This is a genomic window from Streptomyces alfalfae (assembly GCF_004127445.1).
Lineage (GTDB): Bacteria > Actinomycetota > Actinomycetes > Streptomycetales > Streptomycetaceae > Streptomyces > Streptomyces alfalfae.
The window spans coordinates 40,555-52,304 of sequence record NZ_QEXM01000002.1; the positions used below are offsets into that span (position 1 = coordinate 40,555).

The 11,750-nt window shown below is 72.8% G+C and carries 11 protein-coding genes; 3 read left to right on the forward strand and 8 right to left on the reverse strand.

The genetic code is table 11. The features are described 5' to 3' along the window. Positions 1–21 precede the first annotated feature (21 nt). The 4 genes from infB to rimP form a co-directional block, all read right to left on the reverse strand. Entirely contained in the window at positions 22–3,123 is a 3,102-nt protein-coding gene (infB, locus tag DCW30_RS00665; protein WP_076684250.1) for a translation initiation factor IF-2, read from the reverse strand. Positions 3,124–3,268: 145 nt separating this feature from the next. After that, the gene (locus DCW30_RS00670) at positions 3,269–3,559 is read right to left on the reverse strand and encodes a YlxR family protein (protein WP_076684251.1); all 291 of its coding nucleotides are present in this window, start codon (positions 3,557–3,559) and stop codon (positions 3,269–3,271) included. A 155-nt stretch (positions 3,560–3,714) separates the two neighbouring features. Beyond that, a complete protein-coding gene (nusA, locus tag DCW30_RS00675) occupies positions 3,715–4,704 on the reverse strand; it encodes a transcription termination factor NusA (RefSeq protein ID WP_062782815.1) in 990 nt (329 codons plus the stop codon). Between the two features lie 2 nt (positions 4,705–4,706). Further along, complete coding sequence (gene rimP / locus DCW30_RS00680) at positions 4,707–5,204, reverse strand: ribosome maturation factor RimP (protein WP_076684252.1); 498 nt, start codon at positions 5,202–5,204, stop codon at positions 4,707–4,709. A gap of 218 nt (positions 5,205–5,422) precedes the next feature. On the opposite strand from rimP, the gene DCW30_RS00685 reads away from it, so the two are divergent. Genes DCW30_RS00685 through DCW30_RS00695 form a run of 3 tightly spaced genes read left to right on the forward strand, consistent with a single transcriptional unit; the run spans position 5,423 to position 7,412 of the window. Continuing rightward, positions 5,423–5,983 (forward strand): hypothetical protein, encoded by a 561-nt coding sequence (locus tag DCW30_RS00685; RefSeq protein WP_076684253.1) that lies wholly within the window; start codon positions 5,423–5,425, stop codon positions 5,981–5,983. Further along, entirely contained in the window at positions 5,980–6,483 is a 504-nt protein-coding gene (locus DCW30_RS00690) for a ferritin-like domain-containing protein (RefSeq protein ID WP_062782801.1), read from the forward strand. The genes DCW30_RS00685 and DCW30_RS00690 overlap by 4 nt, the downstream gene beginning before the upstream one ends. Before the next feature lie 29 nt (positions 6,484–6,512). Further along, positions 6,513–7,412 carry an aminoglycoside phosphotransferase family protein gene (locus DCW30_RS00695; protein ID WP_076684254.1) on the forward strand — a complete coding sequence of 300 codons (900 nt, stop codon included), beginning with the start codon at positions 6,513–6,515 and terminating at the stop codon, positions 7,410–7,412. A gap of 108 nt (positions 7,413–7,520) precedes the next feature. Here DCW30_RS00695 and DCW30_RS00700 read toward each other — a convergent pair whose 3' ends face one another. From DCW30_RS00700 to DCW30_RS00715, 4 genes are all read right to left on the reverse strand, one after another. Beyond that, positions 7,521–9,215, reverse strand: coding sequence for a proline--tRNA ligase (locus DCW30_RS00700; protein WP_062782794.1), 1,695 nt, complete (start codon positions 9,213–9,215; stop codon positions 7,521–7,523). 127 nt (positions 9,216–9,342) lie between these two features. Beyond that, positions 9,343–9,885, reverse strand: coding sequence for a GNAT family N-acetyltransferase (locus tag DCW30_RS00705; protein WP_062782791.1), 543 nt, complete (start codon positions 9,883–9,885; stop codon positions 9,343–9,345). A 94-nt stretch (positions 9,886–9,979) separates the two neighbouring features. After that, positions 9,980–10,828 carry a GNAT family N-acetyltransferase gene (locus DCW30_RS00710; RefSeq protein WP_062782788.1) on the reverse strand — a complete coding sequence of 283 codons (849 nt, stop codon included), beginning with the start codon at positions 10,826–10,828 and terminating at the stop codon, positions 9,980–9,982. A gap of 342 nt (positions 10,829–11,170) precedes the next feature. After that, a partial coding sequence (locus DCW30_RS00715) for a flavodoxin-dependent (E)-4-hydroxy-3-methylbut-2-enyl-diphosphate synthase (RefSeq protein ID WP_164992592.1) occupies positions 11,171–11,750 on the reverse strand: 580 nt, incomplete at its 5' end.

An 11,750-nucleotide genomic window follows, 5' to 3' on the forward strand; every position in this document is an offset into this window, starting at 1 on the left:
GGACTGCTGTGAGGCAGCCGATCAGCCGCGCGGCTTCTCGCGCATCTCGTACGTCGCGATGACGTCGTCGATCTTGATGTCGTTGAAGTTGCCGAGGTTGATACCGCCCTCGAACCCTTCGCGGATCTCGGTGACGTCGTCCTTGAAGCGGCGCAGACCCTCGATGTTGAGGTTCTCCGCGATGACCTTGCCGTCGCGGAGCAGTCGGGCCTTGGTGTTGCGCTTGACCTCGCCGGAGCGGATGAGCACACCCGCGATGTTGCCGAGCTTGGACGAGCGGAAGACCTCGCGGATCTCCGCGGTGCCGAGCTCGACCTCCTCGTACTCCGGCTTGAGCATGCCCTTGAGGGCCGCCTCGATCTCCTCGATGGCCTGGTAGATCACCGAGTAGTAGCGCACGTCGACGCCCTCGCGCTCCGCCATCTGCGCGGCACGGCCGGCCGCACGGACGTTGAAGCCGATGACGATGGCGTCGGAGCCCATCGCCAGGTCGATGTCCGACTCCGTGACCGCACCCACACCGCGGTGCAGGACGCGGATGTCGACCTCTTCGCCGACGTCGAGCTGGAGCAGCGAGGACTCGAGAGCCTCCACCGAACCGGACGCGTCACCCTTGATGATGATGTTGAGGTCCTGGACCAGACCCGCCTTGAGCACCTGGTCGAGGTCCTCCAGGGACACCCGGCGGGTGCGCTTGGCGAACGCCGCGTTGCGCTCACGGGCGGCACGCTTCTCGGCAATCTGCCGGGCCGTGCGGTCCTCGTCGACGACCAGGAAGTTGTCGCCGGCGCCCGGGACGTTGGTGAGACCGAGCACGAGGACCGGAGTCGACGGGGTCGCCTCCTCCACGTTCTCGCCCTTGTCGTCGAGCATCGCGCGGACTCGGCCGTAGGCGTCACCGGCGACCATCGTGTCGCCGACGCGGAGGGTACCGCGCTGGACGAGGACGGTCGCGACGGCGCCGCGGCCCTTGTCGAGGTGGGCCTCGATCGCGATGCCCTGCGCGTCCTGCTCCGGGTTGGCCCGCAGGTCGAGCGAGGCGTCCGCGGTCAGGACCACGGCCTCGAGCAGCTGCTCGATGTTCTGGCCCTGGCGCGCGGAGATGTCGACGAACATCGTGTCGCCGCCGTACTCCTCGGCCACCAGACCGAACTCGGTGAGCTGACCGCGCACCTTGGTCGGGTCGGCGCCCTCGACGTCGATCTTGTTGACCGCGACCACGATCGGCACGTCGGCCGCCTTGGCGTGGTTCAGCGCCTCGATCGTCTGCGGCATCACACCGTCGTTGGCCGCGACCACGAGGATCGCGATGTCGGTGGACTTCGCACCACGGGCACGCATGGCGGTGAACGCCTCGTGACCGGGGGTGTCGATGAAGGTGATGGCGCGCTCTTCGCCGTTGACCTCGGTCGCGACCTGGTAGGCGCCGATGTGCTGGGTGATGCCACCGGCCTCGCCCGCGACGACGTTCGTCTTGCGAATGGCGTCGAGGAGCCGGGTCTTACCGTGGTCGACGTGACCCATGACGGTCACTACCGGCGGACGGGAGACGAGCATCTCCTCGCCGCCCTCGTCCTCGCCGAACTCGATGGAGAACGACTCCAGGAGCTCGCGGTCCTCCTCCTCCGGGCTGACGATCTCCAGGACGAAGTTCATCTCGTCCGCGAGGAGCTTCAGCGTCTCGTCGGAGACGGACTGCGTGGCGGTGACCATCTCGCCGAGGTTCATCATGACGCCGACGAGCGACGCCGGGTTCGCGTTGATCTTCTCCGCGAAGTCGGTCAGCGAGGCGCCGCGCGACAGGCGGACGGTCTGTCCGTTGCCGCGAGGCAGCATGACGCCGCCCACCGACGGGGCCTGCATGGCCTCGTACTCCTGGCGCCTCTGCCGCTTCGACTTGCGGCCACGACGGGCGGGCCCGCCGGGACGGCCGAACGCGCCCTGCGTGCCACCACGGGCACCGGGACCACCGGGACGGCCACCGAAGCCGGGACGGCCGCCGAAGCCGCCACCGCCGCCGGGACGACCTGCGCCGCCGCCACCCGGACCACCGGGACGGCCGGCGAAGCCGCCGCCACCGCCGCCGGGACGGCCCGCGAAGCCACCGCCACCACCGGGACGGCCACCGCCGCCGCCGGGACGGCCACCGGCCGGACCGCGACCGCCGCCGCCGGGGCCACCGCCGGGACGCGGGCCCGCGGCGGGACGCTGCGGCATCATGCCGGGGTTCGGACGGTTGCCGGCGGGACCGCCGCCGGGACGCGGAGCGCCGCCCTGCGGGCGAGGCATGCCGCCCGGGGTCGGACGGGCGCCGCCCGGACCCTGCGGACGGGGAGCGCCACCGGGGCCGCCCTGGCCCTGCGGACGCGGGGCGCCGCCGGGGCCGCCCTGGCCGCCGGGGCGCGGGGCGCCGCCGGGACGGGGCGCCTGCGGGCGCGCCATACCGGTGGAGCCACCGGAGGTGAAGGGGTTGTTGCCCGGACGCGGGCCCGAGGGACGGGCGCCGCCGGAACGCGGGGCGCCCTGGCCGCCGGGGCGCGGGGCGCCCTGACGGTCGCCGCGGTCGTTGCGGTCGCGACCGCCCTGACCCTGACCACCCTGCTGACCGGGGGCCGGACGGCCACCGGGCTTCGGGGCACCCGGGCGAGCGCCCGGACGGGGGGCCTGCGGCGCCGCGGGGGCGGCGGGCGCGGCCGGCGGAGCGGTGAACTCCGGGGCGGCCGGAGCCGGCGAGGCCGGCGCGGGCTTGGGGGCCGGCGGCTTCGGACCCGGCGTCGGGCGCGGGCCCGGGGTCGCCGGAGAGGCCGCGGGCTTCTCGGCCGCGGCGGGCTTGGGCGCCGGCGGCTTCGGCGCGGCCGGACCCGGACGGGCGGCCTGCGCGGGAGAGGGCGCCGACGGCGACGCCGGCTTGGGGGCGGCCTGCTTGCGCGGCGCGCCGGGCTTGGCGGCGGACTTGCCGTTGCCGCCGCCCTGGAATGCGTCAGTCAGTTTGCGTACCACGGGCGCCTCGATCGTCGAGGACGCCGAACGTACGAATTCACCGAGATCTTGGAGCTTGGCCATGACGACCTTGCTCTCTACTCCGAACTCCTTGGCGAGTTCGTATACCCGGACCTTAGCCACTTCGCTCCTTTTAGGTCCGGGTTACGCCGGACCGTCGCTACTTCATGGGCGTACTCATCGCGTGCTCATCGAGTGCTCATCGCAATCTCGACCTACTTCCAACTCGCGGGGTACCAGGGCCGCACGGGGTTCCGTGCGACCTTCCTTACGGTGTTGCCTGCTGGGCAACTGCCTCGACCGCTCGGCGCAACGCCTCGGTGTCGAGCGGCCCCCGGACACGAAAGGCCCGGGGAAACGCCCGGCGGCGGACCGCCAGGTCCAGACAGACCAGGGCGGGGTGCACATAGGCACCCCGGCCGGGCAGCGTACCGCTCGGATCGGGGACGCAGGCGCCCTCTCTCTCCGCGATGCGCAGAAGCTCACTCTGGGCCGCTCGCTCCCGGCACCCCACACAGGTGCGCTCAGGGCGTGCGCGGGTATGCGTCCGGCCAGACACGCTTAAGTCTACCTCCCCGCACCGACCCCACCCCTTTGGGGCAAGAATCGAACGGCTACTCGCCACATACTGTCGTGTTCCAAGCGGTGATCGCCCGGGATTATTCCCGCGGCCGCCCCCGGAACACCTCCGGAGGCGGCCGCGGGAAGGCTGCGCTACTGGTCGGCGGGCTGCTCGGTGTCCGGCCTGATGTCGATGCGCCAGCCCGTGAGCCGCGCGGCCAGACGGGCGTTCTGCCCCTCCTTGCCGATGGCCAGCGAGAGCTGGTAGTCCGGCACCGTGACGCGGGCCGAGCGCGCGCCGAGGTCGACGATCTCGACCTTGCTGACGCGGGCCGGGGAGAGCGCGTGCGCGACCATGTCCGCCGGATCGTCCGACCAGTCGACGATGTCGATCTTCTCGCCGTTGAGCTCGGCCATGACGTTGCGCACACGGCTGCCCATCGGGCCGATGCAGGCGCCCTTGGCGTTCAGCCCCGAGCGGGTCGACCGCACGGCGATCTTGGTGCGGTGGCCCGCCTCACGGGCGATGGCCGAGATCTCGACGGAACCGTCGGCGATCTCGGGCACCTCCAGCGCGAAGAGCTTCTTCACCAGGTTCGGGTGGGTGCGCGACAGCGTCACGGACGGGCCGCGGACGCCCTTGGCCACCCGGACGACGTAGCTGCGCAGGCGCAGCCCGTGGGGGTACTCCTCGCCGGGGACCTGCTCCTGCACCGGCAGGATGGCCTCCAGCTTGCCGATGTCGACCAGGACGTTCTTCGGGTCGCGGCCCTGCTGGACCACGCCGGTGACGATGTCGCCCTCACGCCCGGCGTACTCACCGAGCGTCGCGTCGTCCTCGGCGTCGCGCAGACGCTGGAGGATGACCTGCTTGGCGGTCGTCGCGGCGATGCGGCCGAAGTCGGAGGGGGTGTCGTCGAACTCCTTGGGCTCCTGGCCCTCTTCGAGGTCCGCCGGGTCCTCCGTCGCCCACACCGTCACATGGCCGGTCTCGCGGTCCAGCTTCACGCGTGCGCGGCGGAAGCTTCCCTCGGTGCGGTGGTAGGCGATGAGGAGGGCCGACTCGATCGCTCCGACGAGGAGGTCGAAGGAGATCTCCTTCTCCCGGACCAGACCCCGCAGGGCACTCATGTCGATGTCCACGGCTACGCCTCCTCTTCCTTCTTGTCCTTGCGGTTGAACTCGACCTGCACACGCGCCTTGTCGATCTCGGCGAAGGCGATCCTGCGGGCGGTGGGCTTGCGCCCCTTCACGCCCGGCACCTCGCAGTCGATGCCGTCGTCGTCCACGGTGAGGATGCGGGCGGTCAGCTCGCCCCCCTCGGTGAGCTGGAACTTCACCAGTCGGTCCACCGCGCGCAGATAGTGGCGGCGCTCGGTCAGCGCACGCTCGGCGCCGGGGGAACCGACCTCCAGGTCGTACTCCCCCTCGCCCATGGCGTCGGTCTCGTCGAGCTTCGCGGAGAGCAGGCGGCTCACGTCCGCGATCTGGTCCAGGTCCACACCGTCGTCGGAGTCGATGACGACTCTCAGCACCCGCTTGCGTCCGACGGAGGCCACTTCGATCTCTTCGAGATCCAGTTCCTGCGAGGTGACGAGCGGTTCCAGTAGTTGCCGCAGCCTCTCGCTCTGGGTGGTGCTCATCCGGGTGACTCCTCGGCCGCGTGTGCTGTTGTGGGGATCGTCGCGTGTCTGGTCAAAGGGTATCCGGTCCCGGGCGGTGTCACCGCCAAGCCGGGGTCGCGTGACGCTTCCCCCCGAGCCGCTCGCGTGTGCGGAGACCGGCCGAAGGTACGGTGATCACCGGGCCCGCGCCCACTTCCTTCCTTCTCGCTCGCGCCTTATGGCCTTCCTTGCCGAGGATGTCTGCCGTGCCGTCGTATTCCACCGCCCCACGGTCCCGACCGGGCCCGCGTCGAAGAAGCCTGCTCACCGGGGCCGCAGGGGTCGCCTCGGCGGCGCTGGTCACGGGCTGTTCGAACAGCGCGGACCCCGAGGCCGCCGCGCGCCGGTCCGCCGTACGCCGCCTGCGCGCGCGGGCCGCCGAGGAGAGCGCGGAGCTGCTGCGGCGTTACGACGCCGTCCTCGCCGCCCACCCCTCGCTGGCCGAACGCCTCGACCCCCTGCGGTCCGAGGTGCGGCGGCACGCCGAGGCCTTCCGCGACGGCCGCACCCCCGCTCCCCCGGCCTCCGCGTCGTCCACCGCGACCGCCCCCGGCGTCGCCGGCCCCTCGCCCTCGGCCCCCGACGTGCCCAAGGACCCTGGGGACGCGGTGCGCGCTCTCGCCGAGGCCGAGCGGGAGCTGGCCGACCGGCGGGGCAAGGCCCTGCTCGACGCCCCGGACGAACAGGCGAGGCTGCTCGCCTCGGTCGCCGCCGCCGGAGCGGCCCACGCGTATCTGCTGACGGAGGGCGACAAGTGAGCGGCACTCAGGACAGGGCGAGACCCACGGCGTCAGCGGCGAAGGACGAGGAGCTCAAGGCCCTGCAGGCCGCCCTGGGCGCGGAGCACGCGGCGGTGTACGGGTACGGGGTCGTCGGCGGCCGGATCGGCGACAAGCGCAGGTCCCAGGCGCGTACGGGATACGACGCGCATCGCGCGCGGCGGGACGCCCTGCAGCGTGCCGTACGCGACCGCGGCGGCAAGCCGCGGCCGGCCGACGCGGCCTACGCGCTGCCGTTCCCCGTGCCGGACTCCGCGGCGGCCGAGAAGCTCGCCGTCGAGCTGGAGGACCGGGTCGCCGGGGTCTACTCCGATCTTGTACGCGCTTCGTCCGGCGCCCTGCGGAGCACCGCCGCCGAGGCGCTGCGGGAGGCGGCGGTCCGGGCGGCGCGGTGGCGGGGCGGGAGCGTAGCCTTCCCTGGGCTCGCCGAGCGGTCCTCGGACGGCGGCTCATCGGCACCGGCGACGCCCAAGGCGTAGCCCCCTCTGTGGAAGGAAACGACTCGCGCATGGCTTTCGAACCGCCGCAGCGTCTGGTCACCGCACTCGGCGAGACGGCGCGGGACGGCGACGACTGGCTGGAGAAGCTGCCGGGGGCGGCGGACCGGGCCGCGGCCGCACGCGAGTTGACCGTCGAGCGCGTCCACGTGCCGGGCGGGCGCAGCAGCCTCGTCCTGCTGGTGCGGCGGGCCGACGGCACCCCGGCCGTGCTCAAGCTGGTGCCGCCCAGATCGCGGCCCGAGAGCGAGCGGGCGGCCCTGGCGAGCTGGGGCGGTCTCGGCGCCGCGAAGCTCCTCGACCCCGAGTGCGCGGACGGGGCGCTGCTCCTCGAGCGGCTGCACCGTGACGTGTCCGTGCGGACGCTGCCCGAGGCCAAGGCGCTCCTCGAAGCCGCGGGCACGCTGCGGCGGCTGTGGGTGGCGCCGCCCGCGGGGCACCGCTTCGAGACGGTCGCCGAGCGGACGGGGCGGCAGGCCGAGGCCATGCGGGGCACCGCCGACGCGGAGGCGGACGTCCTGCCGCTGGTCGACGCCGCGCTCACCGCGCGGGAGGAGCTGCTGGCCGCGGAGCCGGAGGCCCGGCTGCTGCACGGCACCTTCCGGCAGAGCAAGGTCCTCGCCGGTGACCGGGTGCCGTGGCTGGCCGTGGGTCCCGACCCGGTGGTCGGTGAGCCCGCCTTCGACCTGGCGCGGCTCGTGCGCGACCGGGTGGAGGACCTGATCGCCTCGCCGTCCGGCGCCTCGATCACGCGGCGGCGGGTGAAGAAGCTGGCCGAGTCCCTTGAGGTGGACCAGGAGCGGCTGCGCGGGTGGACGCTGTTCCGGGCCGTGGAGTCCGGGCTCCGTGCGCTGCGGGTGGGCCGCGGGCAGGACGCGGAGCTGCTCCTGGAGTTCGCCGGGTGGCTCTGACCGCCGCACCCGGCATGCGGCTCTCACCGGTGCGCCCGGCGGGCGCGGGGAGCGCGGACCGCAGAGGTGGTCACACGGCTCCCCGTGCCCTCGCGGGCGCCGGGGTGCTCAGGCGGACAGGCGGGCGATCGCCTCGTCGACGGTGAGCTCCTCGCGCTCGCCCGTGCGGCGGTCCTTCAGCTCCAGGACGCCTTCGGCGGAGCGGCGGCCGGCGACCAGGATCTGCGGGACGCCGATCAGCTCCGCGTCGGTGAACTTCACGCCCGGCGAGACCCCGGCCCGGTCGTCCACCAGGACGCGGACGCCGGCGGCGCCCAGCTTCTCGGCGACGTCGAGGGCCAGCTCCGTCTGGAGCGCCTTGCCCGCGGCGACCAGGTGGACGTCGGCGGGGGCGACCTCCTTGGGCCAGCACAGGCCCTTGTCGTCGGCGGTCTGCTCGGCGAGCGCCGCCACCGCGCGGGAGACGCCGATGCCGTACGAGCCCATGGTCACGCGGACCGGCTTGCCCTCCTTGCCGAGGACGTCGAGCTGGAAGGTGTCGGCGTACTTCCGGCCGAGCTGGAAGATGTGGCCGATCTCGATGGCGCGGTCCAGGCGCAGGCCGGTGCCGCAGGCGGGGCACGGGTCGCCCTCCTCGACCACGACGACGTCGAGGTACTGGTCGACCTCGAAGTCACGGCCGCAGACGACGTTCTTCGCGTGCTTGTCCTGCTTGTTGGCGCCCGTGATCCAGGCCGTGCCGGGGGCGACGCGCGGGTCGGCGATGTAGCGGACCTTCTCCAGGCCCTGCGGGCCGACGTATCCGCGGACGAGGTCGTCGCGGCCCTCGAAGTCCTCGGCCGTGACCAGCTCGACCTCGGCCGGCGCCAGGTGCTCGCCGAGCTTGCCGAGGTCGACCTCGCGGTCGCCGGGGACGCCGACGGCCACGATCTCGCCGTCGACCTTGACCAGCAGGTTCTTCAGGGTCGCGGAGGCCGGGACGCCGAGGTGCTCGGCGAGCGTCTCGATGGTCGGGGTGTCGGGGGTGTCCAGCTCCTCGACCGGGCCGTGCGCGGAGCCGTCGACCGGGGCGAGCGCGAACGTCACGGCCTCGGTGTTGGCGGCGTAGTCGCAGGCGGGGCAGTCCGCGAAGGTGTCCTCGCCGGCCGGGGCGGGGGCCAGGAACTCCTCGGACGCCGAGCCGCCCATGGCGCCGGAGATCGCGGAGACGATGCGGTAGTCGAGGCCGAGGCGCTCGAAGATCCGCTGGTACGCCCCGCGGTGCAGCGCGTACGCCTCGGCGAGGCCCTCGTCCGTGGTGTCGAAGGAGTACGAGTCCTTCATCTGGAACTCACGGCCGCGCAGCACACCGGCGCGCGGGCGGGCCTCGTCGCGGTACTTCGTCTGGATCTGGTAGAGGATCACCGGCAGGTCCTTGTAGGACGAGCACTGGTCCTTGACGACCTGGGTGAAGATCTCCTCGTGGGTGGGGCCGAGGAGGTAGTCGGCGCCCTTGCGGTCCTTGAGGCGGAACAGCAGGTCGCCGTACTCCTCGTAGCGGCCGGACTCCTCGTAGGGCTCCTTGGGCAGGAGCGCCGGGAGCAGCACCTCCTGGCCGCCGATGGCGTCCATCTCCTCGCGCACGACGCGGGCGATGTTCTCGTAGACCTTCTTGCCCAGCGGCAGCCAGGTCCAGATGCCGGCGGCGGTACGGCGGACGTAGCCCGCCCGGACGAGCAGCTTGTGGTTGAGCGTCTCGGCGTCCGCAGGGTCGTCGCGCAGTGTCTTGACCATCAACCGGGACATGCGCTGGACCTGGGCCATGATTCTTGTCTCCTGCTACAGGGGGTCTCCGGCTCGAACGGAGCCGCGAGCGCGGGGGAGGGTGGTGCCTAGGAGATTAGCCGGGGCGTGGGCGCGGGCGGAAATCGATTCTCGTCCGCCGGACGGCTCAGGGACGCCTCGGCAGGGGCAGCGGGGCGCCCATCACGGCGTACGGCATGGGGGCGCTGGGGAACAGCACGCGGCGCGCGAGGTCCACGTACCCCAGGGAGCGGTAGAGGCCGCGGGCGGGGCTCTCGACGTCGATCGCGGAGAGGATCGAGCGGGGCTCGGGGACGCCTTCCGTGATGGTGGTGATCAGCGCGCGGCCGATGCCGCGGTTCTGGTGGCCGGGGTGGACGTGCAGTTCGGTGATGACGAACGAGTCGTCGAGCCAGTCGTCGGCGCCCTGGCCGCGCAGGTACGGCTCGACGACCGTCGACCACCAGTGGCGGCGGCTGTTGGGCATGCCGTAGACGAAGCCGACGAGGCGGTCGTCGGGGGTGGTCGCGGCGAACGAGCGGGCGCCGGTGTAGGTCAGGTGGCGCAGCACGATCTGCCGGCGTACGGCCACCTCGTCGTCGCTCAGGCCGAAGGCCTGGGCCTGGACGCGCAGGGCCTCGTCCACTCGCGCGGCGAGGTCGACGGGACCGATCACGACGTCGTCAGTCATGCAGCGACCCTACTGGGCGGTGCCGCGCTTCTGAACAGGGCGCTCGGGGTGCTTCTGGCTCTCCGCCCGGGGACGCCGCCCGTGCGTCCGGCGCTCAGAACAGGACGCTCATGAAGGCGCCGACTTCCTTGAAGCCGACGCGGCGGTACGCGGCCCTGGCCGCCGTGTTGAAGTCGTTCACGTAGAGGCTGACGACGGGGGCCACGTCGGCCAGCGCGTACCGCAGGACGGCGGCCATGCCGGGGGCCGCGAGGCCCCGGCCCCGGTACTCGGGGGCCACCCAGACGCCCTGCACCTGGCAGGCCTGGGAGGTGGCGGCGCCGATCTCCGCCTTGAAGACGACCTTGCCGTCCTCGTCGAGGCGGGCGAAGGACCGGCCCGCGCCGACCAGTTCGGCGACCCGTGCCTGGTACAGCAGGCCGCCGTCGCCGGCCAGCGGCGAGACGCCGACCTCCTCGGTGAACATCGCCACGCACGCCGGCATGATCGTCTCCATCTCGTCCTTGCGGACGCGACGGACGTACGGGTCGGGGACGATGTCGTCCGGCAGCCGGTCGGTGACCATCAGCGGCTGCTGGGAACGGATCTCGCGGGCGGGGCCCCAGGACGGTTCGAGGAGCCGCCACAGCTGGGCCGTGGAGGTGGCGGGGCCCACGATCGAGGAGCAGCGGCGGCCCGCCCTGCGGGCGCGGTCGGCGAAGCCGCGTACGGCTCGCGGGGTCGCGCAGATCGGCACGAGGTTCGCCCCCGCGTAGCAGAGGGACGCCAGCATGCCGTCCTCGTACCAGCCCCACATCTCGCCGCCGAGGCGCCAGGGGTCGAGGCCCGCCACCTGGACGCGGGCGGTCACGAAGGCGTTCGCGACCGGCTCGCGGTCGAGCACGGCGAGCGCGGCGTCGAGGTCACTCGGTTCGAGGACCCGGGTGGTGGTCTGAGTCAACACGTGCGGGGGCCTCATCTAGGGTTGTGCTGTCTCCGCACTGTACCTGGCGGGGGAGCCTTGTGCGGGGGGTGCTTTTTGTCCGTGCGGGGGGTCTCGGCGGCTTCCCCCGGGTGGGGGCGGATGTTCCTCCACCGCTGCGCGGCGTGGTCCCCCGCCCGTTCACCCGGCGTGTGCCGCGGCGCCGGGGCGGCGGTGCTGGGCCGCGTGCCGAGCGGGCGGGCCGGTGGAGATGGTTCATGCGGGGCACAGCCCCCGGGTGCCCCGTCGCGCCGCGCGCATGCGCGGACGCACGCGTGCCCCGGCGGCTCAGCGGCGCCGGGGCACTGCGGGATGGAGCGGGGATCAGCCCGCCACGGAGATCGTCGGTTCGCCCGAGGCCACGCCGTCCTTCTCCATCTGCTCGGCGATCTTCATCGCCTCGTCGATCAGCGTCTCCACGATCTTCGACTCCGGGACGGTCTTGATGACCTCGCCCTTCACGAAGATCTGCCCCTTGCCGTTGCCCGACGCCACACCGAGGTCGGCCTCGCGGGCCTCGCCGGGGCCGTTCACCACACAGCCCATGACCGCGACCCGCAGCGGGACCTCCATGCCCTCAAGACCCGCCGTGACCTCCTCGGCCAGCTTGTAGACGTCCACCTGGGCCCGCCCGCACGAGGGGCAGGAGACGATCTCCAGGCGGCGCTGGCGCAGGTTCAGCGACTCCAGGATCTGGATGCCGACCTTGATCTCCTCCGCCGGCGGCGCGGAGAGCGAGACGCGGATCGTGTCGCCGATGCCCTCGCTCAGCAGCGCGCCGAAGGCGACCGCCGACTTGATCGTGCCCTGGAAGGCGGGGCCCGCCTCCGTCACGCCCAGGTGGAGGGGGTAGTCGCAGGCCGCCGCCAGCTGGCGGTAGGCGTTCACCATGACGACCGGGTCG